The organism is Saccharopolyspora sp. NPDC000995, from assembly GCF_053599315.1.
In genome coordinates, this window is sequence record NZ_JBSFLZ010000074.1 from 1 (window position 1) to 26422 (window position 26422).

Annotated in this window: 26 protein-coding genes and 2 pseudogenes; 18 read left to right on the forward strand and 10 right to left on the reverse strand. The window is 69.4% G+C overall.

Annotation, left to right across the window (positions count from 1 at the left end; all coding sequences use genetic code 11):
• Positions 1-987 precede the first annotated feature (987 nt).
• From ACWDKQ_RS22470 to ACWDKQ_RS22490, 5 genes and pseudogenes are all read left to right on the forward strand, one after another.
• The gene (locus tag ACWDKQ_RS22470) at positions 988-1191 is read left to right on the forward strand and encodes a cold-shock protein (RefSeq protein WP_450140713.1); all 204 of its coding nucleotides are present in this window, start codon (positions 988-990) and stop codon (positions 1189-1191) included.
• Between the two features lie 40 nt (positions 1192-1231).
• A complete protein-coding gene (locus ACWDKQ_RS22475) occupies positions 1232-1582 on the forward strand; it encodes a hypothetical protein (RefSeq protein ID WP_450140714.1) in 351 nt (116 codons plus the stop codon).
• 106 nt (positions 1583-1688) lie between these two features.
• Positions 1689-2206, forward strand: a pseudogene (locus ACWDKQ_RS22480) (hemolysin III family protein).
• Positions 2207-2854: 648 nt separating this feature from the next.
• Positions 2855-3316, forward strand: a complete 462-nt coding sequence (locus tag ACWDKQ_RS22485) for an STAS domain-containing protein (RefSeq protein ID WP_450140715.1) — start codon at positions 2855-2857, stop codon at positions 3314-3316.
• A gap of 66 nt (positions 3317-3382) precedes the next feature.
• The gene (locus ACWDKQ_RS22490; RefSeq protein WP_450140716.1) at positions 3383-3928 is read left to right on the forward strand and encodes a DUF1697 domain-containing protein; all 546 of its coding nucleotides are present in this window, start codon (positions 3383-3385) and stop codon (positions 3926-3928) included.
• Positions 3929-3977: 49 nt separating this feature from the next.
• On the opposite strand, the pseudogene ACWDKQ_RS22495 reads toward ACWDKQ_RS22490, so the two are convergent.
• A pseudogene (locus ACWDKQ_RS22495) lies at positions 3978-4704 on the reverse strand (aminoglycoside phosphotransferase family protein).
• Positions 4705-5018: 314 nt separating this feature from the next.
• On the opposite strand from ACWDKQ_RS22495, the gene ACWDKQ_RS22500 reads away from it, so the two are divergent.
• Entirely contained in the window at positions 5019-5279 is a 261-nt protein-coding gene (locus ACWDKQ_RS22500; protein ID WP_450140717.1) for a hypothetical protein, read from the forward strand.
• A 10-nt stretch (positions 5280-5289) separates the two neighbouring features.
• Here ACWDKQ_RS22500 and ACWDKQ_RS22505 read toward each other — a convergent pair whose 3' ends face one another.
• From ACWDKQ_RS22505 to ACWDKQ_RS22515, 3 genes are all read right to left on the reverse strand, one after another.
• Positions 5290-6042 carry a putative protein N(5)-glutamine methyltransferase gene (locus tag ACWDKQ_RS22505; protein ID WP_450140718.1) on the reverse strand — a complete coding sequence of 251 codons (753 nt, stop codon included), beginning with the start codon at positions 6040-6042 and terminating at the stop codon, positions 5290-5292.
• A gap of 244 nt (positions 6043-6286) precedes the next feature.
• On the reverse strand, positions 6287-6544 hold the full coding sequence (locus ACWDKQ_RS22510; protein WP_450140719.1) for a hypothetical protein: 258 nt from the start codon (positions 6542-6544) through the stop codon (positions 6287-6289).
• A 792-nt stretch (positions 6545-7336) separates the two neighbouring features.
• Positions 7337-7702 carry a HesB/IscA family protein gene (locus tag ACWDKQ_RS22515; protein WP_450140720.1) on the reverse strand — a complete coding sequence of 122 codons (366 nt, stop codon included), beginning with the start codon at positions 7700-7702 and terminating at the stop codon, positions 7337-7339.
• 228 nt (positions 7703-7930) lie between these two features.
• Here ACWDKQ_RS22515 and ACWDKQ_RS22520 point away from each other — a divergent pair, with 228 nt between their 5' ends.
• The 4 genes from ACWDKQ_RS22520 (at position 7931) to cobS (ending at position 11077) form a co-directional block, all read left to right on the forward strand.
• Positions 7931-8569 (forward strand): DUF3043 domain-containing protein, encoded by a 639-nt coding sequence (locus ACWDKQ_RS22520; RefSeq protein ID WP_450140721.1) that lies wholly within the window; start codon positions 7931-7933, stop codon positions 8567-8569.
• 101 nt (positions 8570-8670) lie between these two features.
• The gene (gene cobU / locus ACWDKQ_RS22525; protein WP_450140722.1) at positions 8671-9216 is read left to right on the forward strand and encodes a bifunctional adenosylcobinamide kinase/adenosylcobinamide-phosphate guanylyltransferase; all 546 of its coding nucleotides are present in this window, start codon (positions 8671-8673) and stop codon (positions 9214-9216) included.
• 32 nt (positions 9217-9248) lie between these two features.
• Positions 9249-10343 carry a nicotinate-nucleotide--dimethylbenzimidazole phosphoribosyltransferase gene (gene cobT, locus ACWDKQ_RS22530; RefSeq protein WP_450140723.1) on the forward strand — a complete coding sequence of 365 codons (1095 nt, stop codon included), beginning with the start codon at positions 9249-9251 and terminating at the stop codon, positions 10341-10343.
• Between the two features lie 2 nt (positions 10344-10345).
• Positions 10346-11077, forward strand: coding sequence for an adenosylcobinamide-GDP ribazoletransferase (gene cobS, locus ACWDKQ_RS22535; protein WP_450140724.1), 732 nt, complete (start codon positions 10346-10348; stop codon positions 11075-11077).
• Positions 11078-11227: 150 nt separating this feature from the next.
• Here the strand turns inward: cobS and ACWDKQ_RS22540 are convergent, their stop codons facing one another.
• Entirely contained in the window at positions 11228-12331 is a 1104-nt protein-coding gene (locus tag ACWDKQ_RS22540) for a branched-chain amino acid aminotransferase (RefSeq protein ID WP_450140725.1), read from the reverse strand.
• Positions 12332-12488: 157 nt separating this feature from the next.
• Here ACWDKQ_RS22540 and ACWDKQ_RS22545 point away from each other — a divergent pair, with 157 nt between their 5' ends.
• Positions 12489-12785, forward strand: coding sequence for a hypothetical protein (locus ACWDKQ_RS22545; protein ID WP_450140726.1), 297 nt, complete (start codon positions 12489-12491; stop codon positions 12783-12785).
• Positions 12786-12846: 61 nt separating this feature from the next.
• On the opposite strand, the gene ACWDKQ_RS22550 is transcribed toward ACWDKQ_RS22545, so the two are convergent.
• Both ACWDKQ_RS22550 and ACWDKQ_RS22555 read right to left on the reverse strand, forming a co-directional pair.
• Positions 12847-13521 carry a DUF402 domain-containing protein gene (locus ACWDKQ_RS22550; RefSeq protein WP_450140727.1) on the reverse strand — a complete coding sequence of 225 codons (675 nt, stop codon included), beginning with the start codon at positions 13519-13521 and terminating at the stop codon, positions 12847-12849.
• Between the two features lie 8 nt (positions 13522-13529).
• Positions 13530-14780, reverse strand: a complete 1251-nt coding sequence (locus tag ACWDKQ_RS22555) for an amino acid permease (protein WP_450140728.1) — start codon at positions 14778-14780, stop codon at positions 13530-13532.
• A 183-nt stretch (positions 14781-14963) separates the two neighbouring features.
• Here ACWDKQ_RS22555 and ACWDKQ_RS22560 point away from each other — a divergent pair, with 183 nt between their 5' ends.
• Positions 14964-16457 carry a leucyl aminopeptidase gene (locus ACWDKQ_RS22560; protein WP_450140729.1) on the forward strand — a complete coding sequence of 498 codons (1494 nt, stop codon included), beginning with the start codon at positions 14964-14966 and terminating at the stop codon, positions 16455-16457.
• A 170-nt stretch (positions 16458-16627) separates the two neighbouring features.
• Positions 16628-17128, forward strand: a complete 501-nt coding sequence (locus ACWDKQ_RS22565; RefSeq protein WP_450140730.1) for an OsmC family protein — start codon at positions 16628-16630, stop codon at positions 17126-17128.
• Positions 17129-17239: 111 nt separating this feature from the next.
• Here ACWDKQ_RS22565 and ACWDKQ_RS22570 read toward each other — a convergent pair whose 3' ends face one another.
• The gene (locus ACWDKQ_RS22570) at positions 17240-17584 is read right to left on the reverse strand and encodes an oxidoreductase (RefSeq protein WP_450140731.1); all 345 of its coding nucleotides are present in this window, start codon (positions 17582-17584) and stop codon (positions 17240-17242) included.
• Between the two features lie 263 nt (positions 17585-17847).
• Between ACWDKQ_RS22570 and lpdA the strand changes: the two genes are divergently transcribed.
• The 4 genes from lpdA to lipB all read left to right on the forward strand — a co-directional run bounded on the left by lpdA (position 17848) and on the right by lipB (position 22769).
• Positions 17848-19218, forward strand: coding sequence for a dihydrolipoyl dehydrogenase (lpdA, locus tag ACWDKQ_RS22575; protein WP_450140732.1), 1371 nt, complete (start codon positions 17848-17850; stop codon positions 19216-19218).
• A 53-nt stretch (positions 19219-19271) separates the two neighbouring features.
• On the forward strand, positions 19272-20981 hold the full coding sequence (gene sucB, locus ACWDKQ_RS22580) for a 2-oxoglutarate dehydrogenase, E2 component, dihydrolipoamide succinyltransferase (RefSeq protein WP_450140733.1): 1710 nt from the start codon (positions 19272-19274) through the stop codon (positions 20979-20981).
• 109 nt (positions 20982-21090) lie between these two features.
• Positions 21091-21978 (forward strand): TIGR01777 family oxidoreductase, encoded by an 888-nt coding sequence (locus ACWDKQ_RS22585; protein WP_450140734.1) that lies wholly within the window; start codon positions 21091-21093, stop codon positions 21976-21978.
• A gap of 44 nt (positions 21979-22022) precedes the next feature.
• Complete coding sequence (gene lipB / locus ACWDKQ_RS22590) at positions 22023-22769, forward strand: lipoyl(octanoyl) transferase LipB (protein WP_450140735.1); 747 nt, start codon at positions 22023-22025, stop codon at positions 22767-22769.
• Positions 22770-23264: 495 nt separating this feature from the next.
• Here lipB and ACWDKQ_RS22595 read toward each other — a convergent pair whose 3' ends face one another.
• Positions 23265-24209, reverse strand: a complete 945-nt coding sequence (locus ACWDKQ_RS22595; RefSeq protein ID WP_450140736.1) for an LLM class F420-dependent oxidoreductase — start codon at positions 24207-24209, stop codon at positions 23265-23267.
• Between the two features lie 243 nt (positions 24210-24452).
• On the reverse strand, positions 24453-25196 hold the full coding sequence (locus ACWDKQ_RS22600) for a hypothetical protein (RefSeq protein WP_450140737.1): 744 nt from the start codon (positions 25194-25196) through the stop codon (positions 24453-24455).
• A 190-nt stretch (positions 25197-25386) separates the two neighbouring features.
• Here ACWDKQ_RS22600 and lipA point away from each other — a divergent pair, with 190 nt between their 5' ends.
• A complete protein-coding gene (gene lipA, locus ACWDKQ_RS22605) occupies positions 25387-26388 on the forward strand; it encodes a lipoyl synthase (RefSeq protein ID WP_450140738.1) in 1002 nt (333 codons plus the stop codon).
• Positions 26389-26422 lie beyond the last annotated feature (34 nt).

Below are 26422 nucleotides of genomic sequence, written 5' to 3' on the forward strand. Positions count from 1 at the left end.
GTGCAACCCTTCCCTTCTCCTCTGTTTCCCGACTTGCTTCCTTCGAGCGACTGCCGGCCCCGAGCTTTCTTGCCTGCTCCGGTCATGCCTTGCCGACTGTCCTTGGTCTCATGCCGGAACCTCTTCCTCTGATCGGCTCCGCACACTCGACCGTCTGGCGCTTGCTCACGGGTAGTTCGTCATCTCCCGTGCCACTTGACGTTCTCTCTCTCGCGACGAGCAGAAGATTACACACACTCAGCGGGGAATGTCTACTCCAGCGATCACAGATTTCATCGATCAGGCGGCATAACTCCGCTCACCTGGGGTTTCTTGCCAAGCCCATCGCCTGCGACTCGGACAGGTCGGACATTGCGCCGGGTGCTGCCCTGCGCCGGTCCGCGAGCCGCCGACATCGCCCAGCTTGATAACGATGACGTGCAGGCCTTTCGGGGCCAAGTGCTCGTGCGCCGCCGAGCGACTGGTGGTGCAGCGACGTAGTCGACGCACACCAGTGCCCGATGTGATGTTTCTGTGGTCGCTGCTGCAGAAAATCCGCCCTGCCCTGGGGGCTCTGGCGGTCAGTGGAGGAGGCGGGTCGCTCGGCCCGCAGCGCTCGGAGGATTGGAGGTGTTCGCCGTTACTCCCGCTGTCAGCCGCGGCGGTTCAGGCGTGCCCGGCAGCGGGTCGGCGAGGACGCCCCGCTCGCTGCCGCGTGGCGGATCATCAGCCTTGAAGATCCACTCGCCGAAACACGCCAGGCCGGGCCCTGACGCGCACGGCTGGGTGATCGCCGCGGCGTCCGGGTTGACGGCGGCCGGGTGGCGTGTAGGGTCAGTGGCGGTCGTTGTTTCTGGGTTCGTGTTTTGTGCATGCTCGCAGAATGTTGATGCGGGCGAGCTTCTTTCTTTGGTCGCAGCTGGAGTTAGCCGCCGTCTGAGATCCCCGGCCCGGGCTTCCGCACGGTGTGGTCGCCCGTCATACCCCAGCTCCCAAAAGGAGACACGCATGACTAACGGAACCGTGAAGTGGTTCAACTCGGAAAAAGGCTTCGGCTTCATCGCTCCGGACGCGGGCGGGCCGGACGTGTTCGTGCACTACTCGGCGATTGATGCCGGTGGGTTCCGCAGCCTGGAGGAGAACCAGCAGGTGACCTACGACGTCAGCCAGGGCCCCAAGGGCCCGCAGGCCGACCTCGTGCGCGTGGTCTGACAACCGTCTCTGTTTCTCCGGTGGCTCCTCACCCGCTCGGGTGGGGAGCCCCGGTGCTTTCGGCGAGCGCATCAACCCCGCCTCGCCGTACCCGCACACCGCCCGCACCGATCCTGGATCGGCCACGGGACAAGGAAGGAATGCCATCACCACATCAACATCACTGCACCGCCCGCGCCGCCAGCACCGCGGCGGCCCGGCCCCCGACCGGTTCTCCGACCGGGTGCCGCCCACCGGCGGGTGCACCCACGCTCCGAGCTCGGTGAGTCCGGTCCATTTCGCCGAACCCGAACACACCCGGGCCGTCCCCGAGCAGCACCACCCGATTGCTGACCACAGCGATGCCGGGATGCGCCGGTTGCGCACGCCGTTCGAAACCGACCCGGCCTAGAGATCACAACAGCCGCTGCCGCCCTCGGTCGTGACGTCCTGCACCGCGCGCCGGGAGTGGTCAACAGCACCCCGCTGACCTGGCCCGGCTTATTTATGCTCAGGCCGTGACTCGCGTGCTCACTTCCCGCCGACCCGCCGCGCTTGTCAAGCCGAAGGTGCGAGGCTGGATCCACCTGGGATCGCTGGTTCTGTTCCTCGCCGCGGGTGCGGCGTTGGTCGTGGTGGCTGCGGGTTGGCTCCCGGCCGCAGCCACGGCCGGAATCGTGATCTATGTGGCCACGGTGCTGGGCTTGTTCGGGGTCAGTGCCCTCTACCACCTCAAAAACTGGGTCTCGGCCGGTGCGCGCACATGGATGCGCCGCGCTGGGTCGGTGTCCTCGTCTGCATCGCGCTCGGCTGGGTCGCGGTGTTCGTGTTGGGCGAGCTGCTGCACAACGCCGGGGTGAGTGCCCCGGTGCTGCTGGTCGGTGGGCTGCTCTACACCGCCGGTGCGGTGTTCTACGCGAGCCGCTGGCCCGACCCCTGGCCGACGACATTCGGCTACCACGAGTTCTTCCACTCCGCGGTGTCGGTGGCGGCGAGCTGCCACCACATCGCCATCTGGCTGCTCCTGGACCCATAAGCACCGCGCCGCATCGCGGACGCAGCGTGCGCTCCGACTCCAGGCTCGCCACCAGTCCCCACGACCACCGGCAGCGCGGCAGGTGTTGAGAATTGAACCTTTCTCAACATGATCACCAACTGCCGGGCTGGCGAGCCCAGACAGCCCGTGCAGTGTCGAAAAACGTGTTGAGAACCCGGAGTATCCAACAACGTTGCAACCGCCCTTTGTCGTACAGTCGGCATGCACTCGGAGCATCCGCACGTGGTGCGTGACGCGGTCTTGAGCAGGCTCTGCGGTCGTCACGACAGTCCGGTGCCCCGGCCGGCCGGTTGCGGGAACGGCTGGCTGGGGCGCTGTTGTTCCCGGTTTCTGGCACCCCACCCCACCCCACCGCAGCGATGTCACTCTGCGCTACAGCACGCCCCGTTGGAGGATGGTGGATCGTCGCCCAACTAGGCAGTGCCCCGGCGCGCCACCACCTCACTGCCACCTGATCGAGACCAAATACCACACGAACGTGGCGAGCCTTGTTGGCTCGGCCGGTGGCTCCTACGGTGGGAGGTGCGGTTGAGCAGCCGCCACGGCGCACCTCTTGCGTTGAGCGCAGCGGCGAGTTCCCGGGCCCGTGGCCAACCGAACCGTCGATACGCAACCAGGGGAGGTAGCGTGATCGTCTCCAGATCCAGCATGCCACCGGCCGCGCGGGCTCGCAGCGGCCACGCGACCGTCGCGTCACGCACCGCCGAGAATCCCGTCGCCGCGCACGTGACCTGCGCTTCCGCGCTGCGGCTGGCCGTAGAATGGCCCGCCTCGGGTGTGGTGGTGGTCCGCATCGGTGGCGAGATAGATCTAGCCACGGTGCCCAGGCTCACCGAGCTGATCCGCCAGCGCCTGACCGCCGCGGCCCTGCAGGCCATCGTCCTGGACCTCTCGGAGGTGTCCTTCGCCAGCAGCGCCGCCATCGAACTGCTGCTGCATACCCAGCGCCGCGCCGACCACCGCAACACTAAGCTGTTCGTGGTCCCCGGTCACGGAGCGTTGCTGCGGCTGCTGACGATCACCGGGCTGCGCGAACGGTTCGTGTGCCGGGAATCCGCCGCCCAAGCCGTCGCCGAAGCCCACTTGTGACGCCCGCGCTACGCGTGGCTGCCGCCGCACTGCCCAGCTCAGTCGGAGGATGGCAGGATTTCCGCCATGAGCACGTACATTGCGCTGCTACGCGCGGTCAACCTCGGCAGCTACGGCCGCCTCGCCATGGCCGACCTGCGCGCTCTCGTCACCGCCGCAGGACACTGCGACGTTGCGACCTACCTGCAAAGCGGCAACGTGGTCTTCAAATCCGAACACGACGACCCCGAGGCGCTGGCCGCAGGCCTGCGGAAACGGTTGGCCGACGAGCTCGGTGTGGACACCCCGGTCATGGTGGTTACCGGCACCGAGATCACCGGCATCGCCGCGTACCACCCGTTCCAGGACCGGCAAAGCGACCACGCCAAACTGCACGTGGCATTCCTGGCTACCGAACCCGACGCCGACCGTGCCGCGCGGCTGAGCGTGCCCGAAGGCTCGCCCGAAGAACTCCAGCTGACCGGACGGAAGCTGTATCTGCACTACCCCGCCGGAGCGGGCCGCTCCAAAATCACCGCCGCGTACCTTGAAAAGCGGCTCGGGGTCGCCATCACCGCCCGCAACTGGAAGACCGTTACCGCACTGGCCGACCTCGCCCGGCAACAATCATGACCAAGCCCTCGGCGGTCTGCCCGAGGCCACCGGCCTGGTGAACCGGCCCCTACGCGATCAAGGACTCCGCCACGGCGACCTGCACCTCGCTCAGCCCGGCCTCGCCATCGCCGTCCCACAGGCAGTTCTGCAGCACCCGCCCAAGAGCCAGCTCACCGCGCGCTGCCGGTCCAGACCAAGCACCTCGACCATCGCCTCGAACCGGCGCAGTGCAGCAACCGGTCACCCGCCTCGCCGCGCAAATCCGCGACCACGCCCGCACAATGCTGCAGCAGCCGCCGCTGCGCCGGATCGGCCAGCCGCGCGCACGCGCCAGGAACGTTGGTGAGCATCCCGGCGACCACATCGGGCACCGCAGCCCAGCAGGAGCGGGCACCGAGCTCAACCGCGCCTGCAGCCCGGCCAGGACCCGGGCCGCCGCCACATCATCGTCCACACTGGACAAGGATCGCGTCGCGAGCCGCTCCAGCAGCATGCTTCCCGAGGCCGTGTCGTGCTCCAGTAGCCGCACTGCACCCCGCCCGTCCCACACGCGCAACACCACCGGCTCCCCGGAGGTCGGCAGTTACCGGCTTCAACTTCAGCACCGCAGCGCTGCCGTCGTCGCGCACGACGGGCAGTATCAGCGCCACCAAGCCGTGTCGGGCGAGGCACAGCCGCCACGCCGCCCGCTGCTTCTTGGCCAGCCCGGGAAGCTCATCGATCCACGGGAAAGCTCCGAAGAACTTGCGATGGGTGGCCGCCAACTCGGCCGGAACCACCACGGCAGAAGACATCGCAGAACCACTCGTTCGTCAGGGATGAACATGCGGACGACGAAGAAGCAGCGGGCGGGCCACGAACACATCGAAGCACGCCTAGCTGTTCGCCCCAACAGCCGCAGTGAACGGAAGGGCTGGTGTAGGGCCGCTCCCCGCACCAGCCCGACGCGGGCGGCGGTCAGAACGGCACTCGCTCGTCGCGGAGAGCGCCCGCGGCAGGAGCGTGGGGCCTGGCACTGGCCGGATTCGGTCTGGCGCAGCCGCTATGGCTGGCGCTGACCTGCCTCACCGCGGCGGGCGCGGACGACTCCGTCTCGGTGATTGCACGCGTGGCGATCGTGCAGCTGGCGATGCCGGACGCGCACCGTGGCCGGGTCAGCGCCGTGGATCTCATCGTCGGTGTCGCCGGCCCCGAGCTGGGCAACTTCCGGGGCGGCCTGGTTACCGGAGCGACTTCGGCGGCGTTCGCGGTTCTCTCCGGCGGAGTGCTCTGCGTCGTCGTCATCGTGGTGCTCGCGCTGACGAACACGCCGCTTCGCCGGTTCAAGACGGCCGCCCCGGAACTGCCCGATCCACAACCAGGCCGGTAGCGGGAAAGCGCTACGGCGTCGCGGATTTGGCCCCCACCACGACCGTGGCATCCAGTTCCTCGCAACTGGCCACCCGCGGGACCAGACCGGCATCCGCGAAGATTGCCGCGGTGTGCGGTGCCTGGCGACGGCTGGTCTCGATCAGCAGGTGCCCGCCCAGCGCGAGCCACTGCGGCGCCGCGGCCGCCACCCGGCGTTGGATGTCCAGGCCGTCGGCACCGCCGTCGAGCGCCACCTGCGGTTCGTACAGCCGCGCTTCCGATGGCATCAGATCGACCTCGCCGGAGGGCACGTAGGGGGCATTGACCACCAGGACCCCGACGCGGCCCCGCAACGCCACCGGAAGCGGCGTGTAGAGGTCGCCTTCGAAGACCTCACCGGCACCGGCGAGGTTGCGGCGCGCGCAGCGCACCGCTGCGGGATCCACGTCCGCGGCGTACAACTCCACCTGCTGCCCGGCGGCGAGGGCGGCGCCGACCGCACCCGAGCCGCAGCACAGGTCGACCACGACCGAGTGCTGCCGAGCCAGAGCAGCGGCCTGCCGGACGAGGAACTCGGTGCGGCGGCGAGGTACGAACACCCCGGGCGCTACGGCGATGTGCAGACCGCAGAACTCCGCCCAGCCCAGCACCTGCTCCAGTGGCAGACCATCGACACGACGCTGCAGCATCTCGGCCAACTCGCCCGGGCCAGCGGCGGCAGACAGCAGCAACCGCGCCTCGTCCTCGGCGAACACGCAACCAGCGGCACGCAGGCTGGTCACGACGGCCGGATACGACAACGATGACGGGAAAGCAGAAATCGGGAGCGCCTTTCAATCCGACGAGCGCTCTCACCGACGCGGATTACGGCCGCGGGAGGGAAGTGCCCGACCTGCAACAGCGGTAATCGGTCCCACCTCCTCGGTCGCGCAAGGTGCGGCAACACTACATCAGCGCCACCGACCCGGGCTCGGGCGACCGCACCAGCGGGTCCCGGACCGCCGTCCACCTCGGACGAAACGCGCATCACTGCTCGCAGGTGATGCGGTACTGCGCGGCGATGGTGTTGAGCCGGGCGGAGTCCAGCCGGCCATCGGCACTCACCTGGGCCCGGGCCTCGATCAGGCCCTTGACGAGCAATCCGTCGAACTCGACAGTGAGTGCTCCCTCGAGCATGTAGCTGCACTCGTCGGCTTCGTGGTGCACGTGCCAGGGGATCTCCTGGACGACGACCTCCAGGCTGACCTCCTCGATGTAGCGCTGCCAGCCGCCGGGAGCCGACAACTGCAGCGGCGCACCGGCGACGGTCAGCCACGCGACAAAGGCGACTGGCGCCCCTTCATCGACATCGCCCTGGCGGGGCCTGCAAGCCCGCGGCTGACGCCGGACCGCGAGACGGTGTTCGCCTCAGCATGCGGGCTCGCGGTTAAGGCCGGCGCGGCGACGCGGCTGTCTATAGGGGCCGGGCCCTCTTCCAGACCCTGCCGGACCTCCGGCCAGTGATCACGCAGGCACGGACGCAACCCGTCCGTGGTCATGCCGTCCACCCCCGGAGCACCCCGGTTGGCCTCAACCCGCCTCAACGCCCTGCCCAGGTTGGGCGTCGAGAGGAACTCCTCCCACAACGACACCTCCCAGCCAGGGTGAACGTCGTCCCCACCCTGCGCCGATGCGCCGCTACGCTCCGCTGTGGACTCCGACGGACACACCGTCTCCTCCCCCTGCGGCCCGCGTTCACGGGATGGCTGCGATCCATGCGACTCATATCCAGCAGACCGGTTCTCTACGCCCGCCGCGTCTACACATCGGCCGCCTTGGCGGTGACGGGCTTCGTCGTATGCTGCCGACTCACCCCAACCGACATGCCTTATACACGGTTCGTGTTCCTCGGTGCAGAGTTTCGCCTCGGGCTTCCTTCCCACCCCGCCTCACGACGACGCAGTTACCTCCGGCTCGGAGTTAGCACCACCTCTTCCTCCAGGGGACTCACACCCCCAAGCAATCGCCCATGCCGGGCGTACAGCAAGAAGGCCGGTGCCCGCGGGCACCGGCCTGATGCAAGATCGGCTTGCTCGATCAGTGGAACGAGTCGCCACAGGCGCACGACCCGCCCGCGTTCGGGTTGTCGATGGTGAAGCCCTGCTTCTCGATGGAGTCGACGAAGTCGATCACCGCGCCTTGTAGGTAGGGAGCGCTCATCCGGTCGACGACCACCCCCAGGCCTTCGAAGTCCCGTCGAGCGTCGCCGTCGAGGGCGCGTTCGTCGAAGAAGAGCTGGTAGCGCAAGCCCGCGCAGCCACCCGGCTGGACGGCGATGCGCAGGTGCATGTCGTCGCGGCCCTCCTGGTCGAGCAGGGCCTTGGCCTTCTGGGCCGCCGCGTCGGTCAACGTGACACCGTGGGCAGGTGCCTCGGCCTCTGTCGTGGTGTTCGGGGCGGTCATGGACTCTCCCTGAGGTCTCGCTCGTCCGATTCCGGCTTGAGATGCAACCACAGCCGGAGTCGCGCTATTCCCGCGGGCGCCGCCCGGGGGGAGCTACGTCTTGTCTCCTCCGCCTATGGTGGCACAGTTACCCGCCTAGCTGGTGTGATGTGGCTTCCCGATGTCGGATCCGCGCGCTGGTGTCCGGTCTGCTGCAGCCCCGGCCGGGGCGTCGAATACCCTGTTGGAGTGAGGTTCCTTCGCCGTAGCAGCGCTGAGCAGACCGCCACCACCGAGTCCGACGCGGAGACCGGTCAGGCTGCGGCGGAAAATGCCGCCAACCACACACCCAAGAAGGGGAAGCCGACGCCGAAGCGCCGAGACGCGGAGGGCAAGCGGCGCGGCCCCGTCCCGCCGCCGCCGAAGACCCAGCGCGAGGCGGTCAAACGGGCCCGCGGCAACAAGGAAGAGCGCCGGCAGGCCGCGCGTGAGCGCCGCGAGCGGATGATGCAGGGTGACGACCGCTACCTGATGCCCCGCGACAAGGGTCCGGTGCGTGCCTACACGCGCGACCTGGTCGACACCCGGCGACACCTGATGGGCCTGTTCATGCCGCTGGTGCTGATCGTGTTCGCCACCACGCTGGCGCAGAACCTGGTCGTCCAGCAGTACGCGACGCTGGCGTGCATGGTGCTGCTGGTGATGATGGTCGTCGAGGGCACCATGCTGGGCCGGTACGTGAACAAGCGCGTGCGCGCGAAGTACCCGGACCACAAGGACCGCCCGTTCTCCCTGGGCTGGTACGCCTTCACCCGGGCCATGCAGATCCGCAAGCTCCGGGTTCCTCGCCCCCGCTACACCCCCAAGGACATCGCCAAGATCGGCTGATCCCAGCGCTCGGCGACGGCTGTCACACCGACCGCAGTCACCTGATCGATCCGGGTAGCGTCGCGACGACGTCGTAGGTAAGGGACCGGAGGTATCGTCGGATGGCTGTGCGCACGTTGGTGCTCGGTGGGGCTCGTTCCGGCAAATCCGCGCACGCCGAAGGTTTGGTCTCGGAATCCTCCCCCGTCACTTACGTCGCGACCGCGCGGCGCGATCCCGACGATGCCGAGTGGGCCGAGCGGATCGCCCTGCACGTCTCCCGGCGCCCCGGCATCTGGCGGACCGTGGAGGCCGGCGACGCCGATTCGCTGCTCCGCGTGCTCTCCGATACGGACTCCAGGTCGACCGTGCTGGTGGATGACCTGGCCACCTGGCTGACCGGCGTGCTCGACGACGTCGGCGCGTGGGATCGCGACCCCGGCGCGCTCGACGTGGTGGCCGGGCACTGCGCCCGGTTGGTCGAGGCCGTCGCCGAGTGCCGGGCCCGGTTGGTGGTCGTTTCCGCCGAAGTCGGCCTCGGGGTCGTCCCGGCGACCAGGTCTGGAAGGCTGTTCCGGGACGAGCTCGGCTCGCTCAACGCCAGGCTGGCCGACGTATCCGACGAGGTAGTCCTGCTCGTGGCCGGACTACCGCTGCGCATCCGCTGACCCGAGACGCGCCGAACAGACGGAGGTTTCGCTTGTCCACCGACCAGAACCAGTCCGGCCCGATCGGGTTCCCGGCGGTACCGGTGCCCGACGAGCAGGCCCGGCGGCAGGCGGTCGCCCGGCACGAGCAGTTGACCAAGCCGGCCGGATCGCTGGGGCAGCTGGAAGAAATCGGCGTTTGGGTCGCATCGCGGCAGGGCAGCTGCCCGCCGCGCCCATTCACCCGCCCCCGCGTGGTCGTCTTCGCCGGGGACCACGGCATCGCGGCACACGGCGTCTCGGCCTACCCCAGCGACGTGACCGGCCAGATGGTCAGCAACTTCCTCAGCGGCGGCGCGGCGGTGAACGTGCTGGCCACGAACGCCGGCGCGACGGTGCGAGTGGTGGACATGGCAGTCAATACCGACACCCCGCCGGTGGTCAGCGCGCACAAGGTGCGGCGCGGGTCAGGTGCGATCGACCGGGAGGACGCCCTCACCGCCGACGAGGTGGACGCCGCTATCAACGCCGGACGCACCATCGCCGACGAGGAAGTGGACTCCGGCGCCGACCTGCTCATCGCCGGCGACATGGGCATCGGCAACACCACCCCGGCCGCGGTGCTGATCGCCGCGCTGACCGGGACCGAACCAGTGGCGGTGGTCGGTCGCGGCACCGGCATTGACGACAACGCCTGGATGCGCAAGACCGCTGCGATCCGGGATGCGCTGCGCCGCGCCCGCAAGGTGCTGACCGACCCGGTGGCACTGCTGCGGACCTCGGCGGGGGCCGACATCGCCGCGCTGACCGGGTTCCTCGCGCAGGCCGCGGTTCGGCGCACCCCGGTGCTGCTGGACGGGGTTGTGGTGGGTGCGGCGGCGCTGGTCGCCGAGGAGCTCGCGCCCGGCGCCCGGCAGTGGTGGCTAGCCGGTCACCGCTCCACCGAACCTGGCGGGCCATTGGTGCTCGACCACCTCGACCTCACCCCGGTCCTCGACCTGGGGATGCGGCTCGGCGAGGGCTCTGGGGCGCTCACCGCACTGCCGGTGGTCACCGCCGCGGTGCGAGTGCTCGGCGAGATGGCGACCTTCGCCGAAGCCGGTGTCGGCGGCCCGACCGAAGCCAGGGCGACCGGCCCGACGGCGTGACGATGCTGGACGGTCTGCGCCTGGCGGTATCGTGGCTGAGCGTGCTGCCGGTGCCCGCGCGGCGCGTCGACGACCGCATCTGCCGCCAGGCGATCACGTTCGCGCCCCTGGTCGGCGCGCTGGTCGGTGCCTTCGGCGCCGCCGCGCTCTGGGTACTGACCTCGCTCGGATCTACCGCGTTGTTGGCCGGGCTGCTCACCGTCGGGGTGTTGGTGCTGGTCACACGGGGTATGCACGTCGACGGCCTAGCGGACACGGTGGACGGTCTCGGTTGCTACGGACCACCGGAGCGTGCGCTGAGCGTAATGCGCGACGGCGGCGCGGGGCCGTTCGCGGTGGTCGCTTTGATCCTCGTGCTCGGTATCCAGGCGGCAAGCCTCGCCGAACTGGCGAACGTGCCGCTAACGGTCGTCCTCGCATGTGCGGTGGGCCGCGCGGGATTCGTGCTGTGCTGCCGAACAGGAGTGCCGGCGGCACGTCCTGAAGGCATGGGCGCGCTGGTAGCTGGCAGCCAACCGACCTGGCTCGTCGCCACTTGGTGGCTCGCCCTGCTCGTGGTGGCCACCGTCGGCTTCGGCTGGCACGCGGCGATCGCCGTGGTCCTCGCCGCAGTCCTGCTACTCGCCCTCACCTGGCACACTCGACGCCGCTTCGGCGGAATCACCGGAGACGTCCTAGGTGCCGCATCCGAACTCGCGACCACGGCGGTCCTCGCCACCATGGCCATCGCCTGACCAAGGCCACCGCAATTTCCATTTGATTGAAACCGGAGGTTCGATTTCAAATGGAAATTGGGGACCTTCGGTGTGTCGGCACCCCGGCGACACACCGAAGGATGTGGATAACTCCCGCAATTTCCTCGAAATTGCGGACACCCCTGGCGATCAGCTGAGCTTGGTCATCCAGCCGTGGGTGTCGGCGACCGTGCCGTGCTGAATGCCGGTGAGGCGCTCGCGCAGCTTCATCGTCACCTCGCCCGGCTTGCCGTCGGCGATGCCGAACTCCCCGTCGCGGTGCTTGACGTGGCCGACCGGGGTGATCACCGCGGCGGTGCCGCAGGCGAAGACCTCGGTGAGCTCACCGGTGGTGGCCTTCTTCTCCCACTCCTCGACGGTGATCCGCCGCTCCTCGACCTGCATGCCGAGTTCCTTGCCCAGCTCCAGCAGCGACGAGCGGGTCACGCCCGGCAGCAGGCTGCCGCTGAGCGCCGGGGTCACCAGGCGCACGTCCGAGCCGGAGCCGAACACGAAGAACAGGTTCATTCCGCCCATTTCTTCGACCACGTGCCGCTCGCAAGCGTCCAGCCACACGACCTGGTCGCAGCCCTGCTCCACGGCCTCGGCCTGCGCCAGGAACGACGCGGCGTAGTTGCCCGCGAACTTCGCCGCACCGGTGCCTCCGGGCGCCGCCCGCACGTACTCGTGGCTCAGCCACACGGTGACCGGCTTGATGCCGCTGGCGAAGTACGAGCCGGCCGGGGATGCGATCAGCGCGTACAGGTAGGCGTTGGACGGGTGGTTGACGCCGAGCCCGATCTCGGTGGAGATCATGAACGGCCGCAGGTACAGCGAGCTCCCCTCGGCGCTCGGCACCCAGTCGGCGTCCACCGCGATCAGCTCGCGCAGCGACTCGATGAACAGTTCCTCTGGCAGCTGGGCCATTGCGATCCGCTGCGCCGAGCGCTGGAAACGCCGTGCGTTCGCCTCCGGCCGGAACGCGGCGATCGACCCGTCGGGCTGGTGGTAGGCCTTGAGTCCCTCGAAGATCGCCTGCGCGTAGTGCAGGACCGAGGTCGCCGGGTCCAGCTCCAGGGAGTGGTAGGGCTCCACTGCGGCATCGTGCCAGCCGCGGTCGTCGGTCCACTTGATGGTCACCATGTGGTCGGTGAAGTACCGTCCGAAGCCCAGATTCGCCAATACTTCCGCACGGCGCTCGTCGCTGGCCGGTTGCGGGTTGGGGGTCCGGGTGAAAGGCAGCGCTCCAGTCATGCGCGTACCGTATCGCGCGCTTCGGAGCAGTGGAAACCGGATCTCCAGAACTTGGTCGTCCAAATATCGGGCGTCCGCTTACTCAACGTTGAACGAACGCAACCGTTCGTGACCCGAAGCGGATGGATCCGGACGATTCGCCGCCTATGATGTGACCATGACGTACGGCCACAACACACCGGTCCCGGCGGGACCCACGACGACGTCGCAGGACGCGCTGGCCGCAGCCCTGGCGGCGCTCATGCCGTTGGGCGGCGGCTTGCTGGTGATGCTCGGCTACGCGTGGATCGGCATCTTCGGCGCGATCCTGGGCCTGGTCGGCGCCGTCGGATGGGCGTTCTGGTGGCGCAACAAGCACAAGACGTTCTTCCCCGAGGACCTGCGTGGTGGCTCGGTCGGCGGGATCGGCGGGATCGTCGCCGTCATCGCCTTCCTGCTTTTCGTCTCGCTCTGACCCGGGCGGCACGGGGCCGTGAGTCCTTCGGGCTGCCGACGGACTCACGGCCCCCAGCTCGTCAGATGAGCAGCAGTCCCTCCGGGAGGGACGGAAGTGCCCACTTCGGATCGGGCCTGGCATCGCAGTAGGTGCCGTCGAACGGGAACCGACCCGCCTCGGCCAGCGCGATCATGCTTTCTCCCTCGGCCTGCAGCCGGCTCAGGTGGCGCTCGTCGAACCGGCCGGCGGCCAACGCATCGGCCACCTCGTTCTGGTCTTTCCAGGACCAGAACCCGTCGGGGAACACCTCGACGTCGAGCACCCCGTCGACGCGCCGGACACCGGTCGCATCCCTGCCCAGCGGGATTTCGAGGTTGACGTACCAGTTGCGGAAAGTGCCGTCGGGCTCGAAGAACCACCAGACCGACGCCCAGCGGTGCTCGAACACCAGGCGCAGCGTCGAGGTGCCGCGCCAGGTCGACTTCGCGGGAACTCGGGGCCCGTTGAAGCGTTCGGACAACGACATCTGGCGCGGCGACCGGCCGTCCGGGGAAGTGGTGATCCGGATCGGTGTGCCGTCCAGGACCCAGCACAGCAGGTGGTCTCCGTCGTCCTCGACCACCCGTGCCGGGTGGACGGTGCCGAGCGAAGCGTCCAGCCTCCAGAAGCTGTAGAGCACTTCCTCGCCGGGCTCCCACGTTAGGGACTCGCCAGTGGATTTCAGGGGAATGTTGGCAACACTCGTCTTGAGCATGACCCGCCTCATCTCCAGCGACGGGACACCCCTCCCGTCGCCAAAGGACCGACAACAACGACAACAAGCGTCGCAAGCATCGCAGAAATCGGCATGCTCATTGCGAGTAAAACTGACAACCCCATGCCCAGGCACGCTGCGCGCATTGGCCAGATGTGTCCCTCCGAAAGCAGCAGTCGCGCACCGGCATTCGTGAATGCGTGGTGGACGAGCAGGCAGCAGGCCGCGAAGGCCATCGCCGGAACCGGATCGACCAGCACCGCAACCACCACGGCCGCGGCACCAGCAGCCAGATCGAGCAGATAAGGCGTCCCGGCGCTGCCGGTGCGGCCCATGAAACGCGGCAAGTCACGGTCCTGCACGAGCGCCAGCGCCGTCGACCGGAACGACTCCAGCGCACCCAGCAGCACCGGCAGCAGTGCCACCGCCGCGCCGACGCCCACCAACGGCGCGAGGTTCGCGGCCGCAGCGGCGGTCAGCACCTCGCGGATCGGCGTCGGTGAAAGCGCCAGCCGCGACCATCCCAGCTGGTAGACCAACGCCGCGGTCACCACCGATAACGCCACCGCGAGTGCGACCAGCGAGACCACGGTGCCGCGCTTCATCGCCGACCAGGCGAACCGGTCCTGCTCGACGGCAGGCGCGGTCAGCCGCTCGAAGCCGATGAAAGCGAAGAACAGCACGCCGGCCGCCCCTGTGATACCCACCGCGCTGTCGGCCAGCGGGCGGCCGGTCGCTATCGGCGGCACCGGTTCTATCGCGAAGCAGGTGACCACCACGAGCCCGAGCACCGCGACGGTCAGCGCGAGCCAGATCCAGGCGGCACCGCCCCTGATCCGCAACCCCACCGTCGCCGTGAGCACGACCAGCAGCAGTGCCACCGCGGCGACCTGCGGAGCGGCGGTCGGCAGGAAGAAATCGCCCAGCACCCGCGCGATCACGGCCATCCCGGCGACCTGTCCGGCGAGGTGCGCACTGGCCCCGATTCGCGCCGGCAGCACGCCCACCCACGCCCGCACGCACGCATAAGTCGCGCCTGGGCCCCAGTAGGCCTCTGACTGGTGCGCGGTCGCTGACGCGGCGCATGCCGCGGTCAAGAACGCGACCAGCAGCCCGAGCGGCAGCCACGGCCCGGCTGCCGCGGCGGCGGGCGCCGGCCCCACGAACACGCCGGCACCGAGCATCCCGCCGAGCGCGAGCGGGATCCCGCCGCTACCGGGCGCGAGCCGACCGTTCGATTTTTCAACCTCTTGGGGCACGGCACCACCCTTACAGACGAATGTCGATGCTTGCAGCCGCCTGTCGGCTGACGCACGGGTAGGCAGGGCGGAGAGCCCAACGGACCGCGACTCCGAGCGAATTCGCGGTTGCCGAGCGTTCTAGAGTGCGAAGAAGCTTTGCTGACACCGCAGCGTTGACGCAGTGACCCGGAGGATGACCACGTGACGACCCCGAAACTCGCCCTGACCGACGCGGCGGTGGCCAAGCTGACCGCGGACGCGCTCATCGTCGGAACCGTCCAGGGCGCCGACGGCCTGCAACTCGCACCCGGTGCCGACCAGGTCGCCGCCGCGTACGACGGAGACCTGGCGAAGGTGCTCACCTCGCTGGGCGCGACAGGCAAAGCGGACGAGGTCGTCAAGCTGCCCGCTGGCGGAAAGCTGCGCGCCAACGTGCTGGTCGCCGTCGGGCTGGGCAAGCCCACGGCAATCGGCGGGGTGTCCGGCGAGGCGGTGCGCCGGGCCTCCGGCGCTGCGGCCCGGTCGCTCAGCGGCGTCGAGCAGGCCGCCACCACGTTGTCCGCTTTGGACCTGTCTGCGGCGGTGCAGGGCACAGTGATGGGCGCCTACGCGTTCACCTCGTACAAGTCGCAGTCCGGCGACGGCCCGGTGTCCAAGGTGGACCTGGTGGTCGGCGACGCCAAGGCGGACGCAAACGCGCACGCACTGAAGGGCGCCACCGCGATCGGCGAGGCGGTCAACACTGCCCGCGACCTGATCAACACCCCGCCCAACGACCTGTACCCGGCCTCCTTCGCCGAGCGCGCCGCCGAACTCGGCCGCGCCGCAGGCCTGGAAGTAGAGGTCCTCGACGACAGCGCGCTGCGCAAGCAGGGCTTCGGCGGCATCCTCGGCGTCGGCGCCGGTTCCGCCCGCCCACCGCGTCTGGTGCGGCTGCGGCACAAGGGCCCGAAGGCGGCCAAGAAGGTCGCGCTGATCGGCAAGGGCATCACGTTCGACACCGGCGGCATCTCGATCAAGCCCGCCGCGAGCATGGAGGACATGACCTCGGACATGTCCGGGGCCGCCGCCGTGATCGCCACCATGCTGCTGGCCGGGCGGCTCAACTACCCGCTGGACATCACCGCGACCGTCCCGATGGCCGAGAACATGCCGTCGGGCACCGCCTACCGCCCCGGCGACGTGCTGACCATGTACGGCGGCAAGACCGTCGAGGTGCTCAACACCGATGCCGAGGGCCGGCTGATCCTTGTCGACGCCATCACGCGGGCCTGCGAGGACGAGCCGGACTACCTGATCGAGACGTCCACGCTGACCGGTGCGCAGGTCGTGGCGCTGGGCAAGCGCACCCCCGGCGTGATGGGCAGTGAGGAGTTCCGCGACCGGGTGGCGCGGCTGTCGCAGGCCGTCGGCGAGGGCGGCTGGCCGATGCCGCTGCCCGAGGAGTTGCGCGGCGACCTGGACTCCAAGCTCGCCGACCTTGCCAACATCACCGGGCACCGCTGGGGCGGCATGCTCGCGGCAGGCATCTTCATCGAGGAGTTCGTCGCCGACGACGTGCAGTGGGCGCACGTGGACATCGCGGGCCCGTCTTACAACACGAGCGCGCCGTGGGGCTACACACCGAAGGGCGGCACCGGGGTCCCGGTCCGCACCATGGCGGCGGTGCTGGCCGACATCGCCGAGCGAGGCTGAGCGCAAGTTCCTGACGCGTCGGGCCCGTGTGTCCGGCGGGCTGCAACAGCCGCCCGCCGGATTCACGGCCCCCATTCGGTGCGCAGTTCTACTTCGCCGTGGTGGCGTATTTGTGATCTGAACCTCAAAAAGATCACCACAGCACTGCGCCGGAGTGCCACGATGGGTCGATGACCGAAACGACACCGACCGCGCCGAGCGCGGCACGGCACGGATACAAGGTCGACGTGGTGTGGACCGGCAACACCGGGCAGGGCACCAGCTCGTACCGCAGCTACGAACGCACCCACGAGGTGCGCGCCGCGGGCAAGGACGCCATCGACGCCTCCGCGGACCCGGTCTTCCTCGGCGACGCGGACCGCTACAACCCGGAAGAACTGCTGGTCGCATCGCTGTCGCAGTGCCACATGCTCTGGTTCCTGCACCTGGCCGCGGACTGCGGCGTGGTGGTCACCGGCTACCATGATCAGGCGCGCGGCATCCTCACCGAGAACCCGGACGGCTCCGGCCAGTTCGAAGAGGTGCTGCTCGCGCCCCAGGTCACGGTGGCCGACCGGGCGAGCGTGGACGTGGCGGATGCCCTGCACGAACGCGCCCACGAGCTCTGCTACATCGCGAAGTCGGTGACCTTCCCGGTCAACTGCACCCCGACGACCCGCATCGCGAACTGACGATTCGACGCTGTTTGCGGGCTCACCTCGCACCGCCGCGCGGGTGGGCCAGCGGCTTCGCCGCTCCAAAGACACACTCGAGCACCGGAGGCTTCGGACCGCTGCTCCTAGCTAGCCGTCTGCTGCTCTGCGGGCCTGGTCACGGAGGATGCGCTGGCGGGCCTGATAGTCCCGCAGCCGCTGCGGGTAGCCGACCTTCGACACCTCGTAGAGCGGGATGCCGATCTTGCGGGTCAGCCGGTGCGCGGCCGACGGGCCGTCCACCCGCCGCCGGGTCCACTCGCCGTCGTGCGCGATGAGCATCAGCGTCGTCTCGGTCACCGTCGTGCGCGGTTCCAGATATCCCTCGACGCCTCTGCGCTGCGCGGCCCAGTTAGTCAAGTGCTCGGCGTCCGCCGAACTCGCGCCGCGCAACCCACCGGAGCGCTTCCCGCGGAACCGGCCGAACAGTCCCACCGGACTCGCCTCCCGCCGCAGAGGATGTCGAACAGCAGCTGTTTCCGATGATGCCACCGGCAGCATGGGGTGCGTGTGAAAAGCGTTCACTCCAGTCACTCGGCTTGCAGGGCGCCGCTGTGATCCTCGGCAGTGCAGCACAGATCACCCAGCCCACGTCGCGTACGCCCGTCGTGTGGTGACAAGATGGCTGTCAGGCAACCGTGAACCCCTGTTCCGGCGACGCCATCAGCTAGTCAACGATGTCTGTCGAGGAGTGCGAAGTGACCGACACGTCCGCCGATCTGGTCATTCTCGGCGGCGGTTCGGGCGGCTACGCCTGCGCCTTCCGCGCGGCCGAGCTAGGCCTGTCCGTCGTCCTTATCGAAAAGGACAAGCTCGGTGGGACGTGCCTGCACCGAGGCTGCATCCCCACCAAGGCGCTGCTGCACGCCGCCGAGGTCGCCGACTCCACCCGCGAGGCCGACCAGTTCGGCGTCCGCGCCGCCCTCGAAGGCATCGACATCGATGGCGTCAACAAGTACAAGGACAACATCGTCGCCGGCCTGTACAAGGGCCTGCAGGGCCTAGCCAATGCGCACAAGGTAACCCTGGTCGAGGGCGCCGGCACGCTGGTCGACGCCAACACCGTCGAGGTCAACGGCACCCGGTACACCGGTAAGAACGTCGTCCTGGCCACCGGGTCCTACTCCAAGACGCTGCCGGGCCTGGAGCTGGCCGGCAAGGTCATCGCCAGCGAGCAGGCGCTGAACCTCGACTTCATCCCGGAGAAGGTCGTGGTGCTCGGCGGCGGCGTGATCGGCGTGGAGTTCGCCAGCGTGTGGCGTTCCTTCGGCGCCGACGTGACCATCGTCGAAGCCCTCCCGCACCTGGTGCCCAACGAGGACGAGTTCGCCTCCAAGCGCCTGGAGCGCGCCTTCCGCAAACGCGGCATCAAGTTCAAGACCGGCGTCAAGTTCACCGGTGCGACCCAGACCGCCTCCGGCGTCTCGGTGAGCCTGGAGAATGGCGAGACCTACGACGCCGACCTGTTGCTGGTCGCCGTCGGCCGCGGCCCGAACACCGCCGGGCACGGCTTCGAGGCCGCCGGGGTGCACATGGAGCGCGGCTTCGTCCGCACAGACGAGCGGCTGCGCACCAACCTGCCGGGCGTCTACGCCGTCGGCGACATCGTGCCCGGCCTGCAGCTGGCGCACCGCGGTTTCCAGCAGGGCATCTTCATCGCCGAGGACATCGCCGGGCTCAACCCGCAGCCGATCGACGAGGCCGGCATCCCGCGCGTGACCTACTGCCACCCCGAGGTCGCCTCGGTGGGCCTGACGGAGACCGCGGCGAAGGAGCAGTACGGCTCGGTGGAGACCTTCACCTACGACCTGGCCGGCAACGGCAAGAGCCAGATCCTCAAGACCCAGGGCGCGGTCAAGCTGGTCCGCGCCACGGACGGCCCGGTGGTCGGCCTGCACCTGGTCGGCGACCGCGTCGGTGAGCTCATCGGCGAGGCGCAGCTGATCTACAACTGGGAGGCGCTGCCGGAGGACGTCGCTCCGCTGGTGCACGCCCACCCCACCCAGACCGAAGCCCTGGGCGAGGCGCACCTCGCCCTGGCCGGCAAGCCGCTGCACGTGCACGGCTGACGTCGGCTCCGCAGTCAGCCAGCACCCGCCACACCACGAGGAGTCAGCAGCACATGGCCTTCTCCGTTCAGATGCCGGCACTCGGCGAGAGCGTCACCGAGGGAACGATCACCAGGTGGCTCAAGCAGGAGGGCGAGACCGTCGAGGTCGACGAGCCCCTGCTGGAGGTCTCCACCGACAAGGTCGACACCGAGATCCCGTCGCCCGCCGCCGGTGTGCTCCAGCGCATCATCGCCCAGGAGGACGACACCGTCGAGATCGGTGCCGAGCTAGCCCTGATCGCCGACAGCGGCGAAGCAGCGGCCCCCGCTCAGGCTGCGTCCGAGCCTGCGGCCCCGGCCGAGCAGCCCGCTCCGCCGCAGCCGGAGGCTCCGGCACCCGCATCGGCCCCGGCCGCTCCGGCCGGTGGCGCGGCAGGCACGGACGTCAATATGCCCGCGCTCGGCGAAAGCGTCACCGAGGGCACCGTGACTCGGTGGCTCAAGCAGGTCGGCGAGACCGTCGAGGTCGACGAGCCCCTGCTGGAGGTCTCCACCGACAAGGTCGACACCGAGATCCCGTCGCCGGTGGCCGGCACCCTGCTGGAGATCACCGCAGGTGAGGACGACACCGTCGAGGTCGGCGCCAAGCTGGCCGTGATCGGCGCTGCTGGCGCGGCTCCCGCGCCGCCAGCCCCGCCCGCGGCCCCGCCGGCACCGCCCGCGGCCCCGGCTGCCCCTCCGCCCCCAGCTGCCCCCCCGGCCCGGGCCACTGCTGCCGCTGCGCCGCCCGCAGCTCCGGCTCCGGCCGCTCCGGCCGAGCCGACGGCGACCACCGGCACGCCGTACGTGACGCCGCTGGTCCGCAAGCTGGCCAACGAGCACGGCATCGACCTGACCGTGATCAACGGCAGCGGTGTCGGCGGCCGGATCCGCAAGCAGGACGTGCAGGCCGCGATCGACGCGAAGCAAGCCCCGGCGCCCACCGCCCCGGCCGCTCCCGCTGCGGCCGCGCCGAGCGCTCCGGCGCAGGTGGCGGCGCCGTCGGCGGAGGCCAAGGCGCTGCGCGGCACCACGCAGAAGATGTCACGCCTGCGCCAGCTGCTGGCCCGCCGGATGGTGGAGTCTCTGCAGACCGCGGCGCAGCTGACGACGGTGATCGAGGTCGACGTGACCCGGATCGCCCGGCTGCGGGAGCGCGCCAAGGCGAACTTCGAGGCGTCCGAGGGCGTCAAGCTCTCGTACCTGCCGTTCTTCGCGAAGGCCGCCGCCGAAGCGCTGAAGCTGCACCCGAAGTTGAACGCCTCGATCGACGACGAGAACAAGCAGGTCACCTACCACGGTGCCGAGCACCTGTCGATCGCGGTGGACACCGAGCGCGGCCTGGTCTCGCCGGTGATCCACGACGCCGGGGACCTCAACCTCGGCGGGCTGGCCCGCAAGATCGCCGACCTGGCGGCACGGACCCGCAACAACAAGATCAAGCCGGACGAGCTGTCCGGTGGCACCTTCACCATCACCAACACCGGCAGCCGCGGTGCGTTGTTCGACACGCCGATCCTGAACCCGCCGCAGGTGGGCATGCTCGGCACCGGCGCCGTGGTGAAGCGCCCGGTGGTGGTCGCCGACGAAAACGGTGGCGACACCATCGCGATCCGCTCGATGGTGTACCTGGCGCTGACCTACGACCACCGGCTGGTCGACGGCGCGGACGCCGCCCGCTTCCTGACCACGCTCAAGCAGCGGCTGGAGGAAGGCGCGTTCGAGGCCGACCTGGGTCTGTGACCTAGCGAAGAGTGAAAGGGGCAGCCCACCGATCGGTGGGCTGCCCCTTTCGTTCGTTCCGGCGCCAGGCGGCTAGCACCGCGCCGACCGGTGCGGGACGATGCCGGGCATGCGCGTGGTTGTCGCCGGTTCCTCCGGTTTGATCGGCACGTCCCTGGTCGCCGGATTGCGGCAGGCCGGGCACGACGTGGTCCGGCTGGTCCGCCGCCTCCCCCAAGCCCCCGACGAGCGGGGCTGGGATCCGGAGACCGGGCAGCTCGACGCGGATGCGCTGGACGGTGCCGACGCGGTCGTGAACCTCTGCGGCGCCGGCGTGGGCGACAAGCGGTGGACGCCGGAGCGCAAGCAACTGCTCGTGCACTCCCGGGTGCGGCCGACGCAGGTGATCGCCGAAGCCGTCGCCGCGACGGGCGTCCCAGTGCTGGCGAACGGGTCTGCGGTGGGTTTCTACGGCGACACCGGCTCGAAGCCGGTGACCGAGTCCACAGCTCCCGGCACGGATTTCCTGGCCGACCTATGCCGCCAATGGGAGGCTGCCACCAGTGCGGCCGCGCAGGCCGGTGCCCGGGTGGTGTTGCTGCGCAGCGGGTTGGTGCTCGCCCCGTCCGGTGGGCTGCTCGGCCAGCTCCGGCCGCTGTTCTCGCTGCTGCTCGGTGGCCGGCTCGGCGACGGCAGCCAGTACTTCCCGTGGATCTCGCTGGACGACGAGGTCGCCGCGATCCGGTTCGTGCTGGAGCGGCCCGAGGTAACCGGTCCGGTGAACCTGACCGGGCCGGCACCGGTCACCAACGCGGAGTTCACCCGCGCGCTGGGCGAGGCGCTGGGCCGACCCGCGCCGTGGATCGTGCCGGGCTTCGCGCTCCGGATCGTCCTCGGGGAGCTCGCCGATCAGGTCCTTGGTGGCCAACGCGCGGTGCCGACGGTGCTGGAGGCGCAGGGGTTCACCTTCCAACACCCGTCGATCGGGGCGGCACTGGCGGCAGCCGTCTCGGGGTGAGCCTTAGGCCGTTGTCGCTGGACCCGGGGGCGTAGCCTGGCCGCGTGAGTCGTGCCAATACTTCGTGCCGTGCATCCACCGATCCGATGGCCGTGCGTGACCTGGGAACCATCGATTACCTCTCCGCCTGGGACCTGCAGCGAGAGCTGGCCACCGGCCGCGCCGAGGAGCAGAACCCGGACACCCTGCTACTGCTGGAGCACCCGTCGGTCTACACGGCGGGCAAGCGCACCTCGCCGGAGGACCGCCCAACTGACGGGACGCCGGTCATCGACGTCGACCGCGGCGGCAAAATCACCTGGCACGGCCCGGGGCAGATCGTCGGCTACCCGATCCTGAAGCTGGCCGACCCGATCGACGTCGTCGACTACGTCCGCCGCCTGGAGCAGGCGTTGATCTGGGTTTGCGACCAGTTCGGGCTGCAGGCGGGCCGGGTCGAGGGACGCAGCGGCGTCTGGCTGCCCGCGGCAGACGGGCTTCCGGAGCGCAAGATCGCCGCGATCGGCATCCGGGTGCAGCGAGGCATCACGATGCACGGGCTAGAGCTGAACTGCAACGCCGACCTGAGCCATTTCGACCGGATCGTGCCGTGCGGCATCAGGGACGTGGGCACCACTTCACTGACCGCGGAGACCGGTCGGACGGTCACCATCGCCGAAGCGTGGCCGCTGGTCCAGCAGGGCGTGCTGGACGCGCTTGAGGGTGAGTTGCCGGTCAGCGAGCGCAACATCCCGCGCGAGCAGCCGAGCGCCGACGGGGTGACGCTCTCGCTGGACCCGAGCCTGCGCTGATCGGGGTCGGCTGACAGATCCAACTCCACTCCTCTGATATTCCCCAATGACGGACTACTGGAGGAGTGGAGGGACGACCTGGTCTCGACCATGATCACGCTCAGGTCACAGAACGGCCCCCGACCTTCTGCGCAACCGCCTCGGCCAGGCCGCACGGCACAAGGCCGCGACGGCCAGCAGCTGGGCACGACCGGACATGCGGTCCATGTGCGCGGAGTACCTGTGCCTGCTGCCCGAGTTCGCGGCGCAGCTGCCGACCCCGCCCGGCGGGTCTTCGGGCTATGCCCTGGATGGACGCTACAGCAAACGCTTGCTGAACCGGCTGACGGCGGGCGGCCCTGATGGAGCAGGACAAGCGCGGAACCTACCGGCTGCGCGCCCAGGCGACGATCCCGGCCCTGATCACCGCTGCATCCGACATCTCACCGGCCAACTCTGAACGCGCTGAGCCGAAGGACCCCTTTGCCCGCTTAGGCGTCCGTTCGCCCGCGAAGGTCAGAGCTGGGGCGCCACCTCGGCGGCGACTAGGTCGAGGTGGTCCAGGTCGGAGAGGTCGAGGACCTGGAGGTAGAGGCGGGTGATGGCCGTGAGTTCCCGCCACTTCCCGATCTTGGCGACGACCTCGTCCGGCGTCCCGGCCAAGCCGTTGAGGCGCAGCTCCTCGACGTCCCGGCCGATGGCGTCAGCCCGGCGCGCGAGGTCCGCGTCGTTCTTGCCGACGCACAGCACCAGCGCCGCGGACCGCACGATCTCCTGGTGCGGCCGACCGATCGCGGTGCACGCCTCGGCGACCCGTTCGAACTGCTTCGCGGCCGTGGTCACGTCGGAAAACGGCAGGTTGAACTCGTCGGCGAAGCGAGCGGCAAGCTCCGGCGTCCGCTTCTTGCCCTGCCCGCCGATCAGCAGCGGCGGCCGGGGCTGCTGCTCCGGCTTGGGCAGCGCCGGCGAATCCGCCAGCTGGTAGTGCTCGCCGTCGTACCGGAAGTGCTCGCCGGCCGGGGTGCCCCAAAGCCCGGTGATGATCTCCAACTGCTCGGCGTAGCGGTCGAACCGCTCCTTCAGCGACGGGAACGGGATGCCGTAGGCGGTGTGCTCATCCTCGTACCAGCCGGTGCCGAGGCCGAGTTCGACGCGCCCGCCGGACATCTGGTCGACCTGCGCGACCGCGATCGCCAACGGCCCGGGCAACCGGAACGTGGCGGCCGTCATCAGAGTGCCTAGCCGCACCCGGCTCGTCTCACGAGCCAACCCGGCCAGCGTCACCCAGGCGTCGGTCGGGCCGGGTTCGCCCGACACCGACCCCATCTTCAGGTAGTGGTCGGAGCGGAAGAACGCGTCGTAGCCGGTCGCCTCCGTGTGCTTGGCCACGCGCAGCAAGTCGTCGTAGGTCGCGCCCTGCTGGGGCTCGGTGAAGATCCGCAACTTGAAGTATTCGCTCACGGTCCCCGAGGCTAGTAGCGGCGTTCGGGCCGTGCCGACCGCCCGGCGGGCCGCAACGCGGGCTTGCTTGGGCGATCCCGACCCGGCGATCGTGGTGGCGCCCACCGACAGAGCGGCGAGCGCGAGGTCCGCAGGTGATCACCGCGAGGGTGATCCCGTCCCGGCAGTGCCCGGCTTCGTGAACGGTTCACCGTCACCCGGACGGCACGGTGATCGAGGCACCACCGGCCCAGCGCCCCGAGCTCAGCTAACGGGCTCCGGCACCTGCCGGACCAGGCTGGGCAGCAGCAACTGGAGCGTGTGCCCGGCGGTCAGCTCCCGCCGGGCACGCACGGACGCGAACATGCCGCGCACCTCCACCTGCGGCTCGACGGAGCCCTGCCGCACGAGCTCCACCGGCCACGGCAGCACGTGACAGACCTTGAGCAGGAACACCAGCGGCAGCAACGCGATCTCCGCCAGCAGCTCCAACATCGCACCGGTGAACAGCACTGCGAACAACAGCAGGAACGGGACGGCGATGATCGCCGAGATCGGGTCGTCGCCGAGCCCGCTGGGCAAGCTGTCCACGGCGGTCCCGAACGAAAGCCGTCGGCGCCAGAGGAACCAGCGCCGACGCCCGTACGGGCTGAGCTGGTGCGTCACCAGCCGCCACCGCCGCGCGCTGATCTCCACCGGCGTGAAGACCGCCCCCTCCGCCGCCAGCAGCGCATGCGCATCGTCCACCCCAGGATTGGTGCCCAGGTGCTCGCGCAGCGCCCGGCGCACTCGGCGAGCCGCGGCCAGGCTACCGACCCGAACGACCCCCGCCCGGCAGCCCCGGGTGCGGATCTCCAACCACCACCCCAGCCCAATCACTCGTCCCACCAGCACGAATGGCAGCAGCAACAGGAGCACCAGCAGTTCCAACCAGCAACCCAGCAGCACCGGCACGACCAGCAGCAGCCAGGCGAACCGGAGCACCACCGAGATCGGTCCCTCGCTCAACCGCGGCCAGCGATCCCCGGCTAGGCGCAACCGGACGACCCGGAACCACGGCGCCCACCGAAGGTGGACCGACCAAGAATCGTTCGACACGGCTGTGCAGTATGCCTCCCCCGACCGGGTGGGCACTGGGCAAATCCGAAACGCTTCTCACCATTTCGGACCGCTGGGATCAGGGGCGTAGCCTGTCCTCGTGACTGTCGCGCCGGAAGGTCGGAAGCTGCTGCGGCTGGAGGCCCGCAACAGCCAGACACCGATCGAGAAGAAGCCGTCGTGGATCAAGACCCGCGCACGGATGGGACCCGAATACACGGAGCTGAAGGGCCTCGTTCGTCGCGAGGGCCTGCACACCGTCTGCGAAGAGGCGGGGTGCCCCAACATTTTCGAGTGCTGGGAGGACCGGGAGGCCACGTTCCTCATCGGTGGCGACCAGTGCACGCGTCGATGCGACTTCTGCCAGATCGACACCGGGAAGCCGGCCGAGCTGGACGTCGAGGAGCCGCGCCGTGTCGCCGAGTCGGTGCAGGCGATGGGCCTGCGCTACTCGACCGTCACCGGCGTCGCCCGCGATGACCTGCCCGACGGCGGCGCGTGGCTGTACGCGGAGACGGTCCGGCAGATCCACGCGCTGAACCCCGGTACCGGGGTGGAGCTGCTCATCCCGGACTTCAACGCCAAGCCGGACCAGCTGGCCGAGGTCTTCAGCTCCCGCCCGGAGGTGCTCGCGCACAACCTGGAGACGGTGCCGAGCGTGTTCCGCCGGATCCGGCCGGGCTTCCGCTACGAGCGGTCGCTGAAGGTGATCACCGAGGCGCGCGAGGCGGGGCTGGTGACCAAGTCGAACCTGATCCTGGGCATGGGCGAGACCCCTGAGGAGGTGCGCCCCGCGCTTCAGGACCTGCACGACGCGGGCTGCGACATCATCACCATCACCCAATACCTGCGGCCCAGCCCGCGGCACCACCCGGTGGACCGGTGGGTCAAGCCGGAGGAGTTCGTCGAGCACACCAAGTCCGCCGAGGAAATTGGCTTCCCCGGCGTGATGGCGGGCCCGCTGGTGCGCTCCAGCTACCGCGCCGGCCGCCTGTACGCCAAGGCCACGGTGCACCGCGGCATGCCGCTGCCGGACAACCTGGCCCACCTGGCCAAGGCTGGCACCGCCGCCCAAGAGGCCACCAACCTGCTCTCCCACTGATGTTCTCCGAGCGCGGGGCGCCGTCGATCGAGTT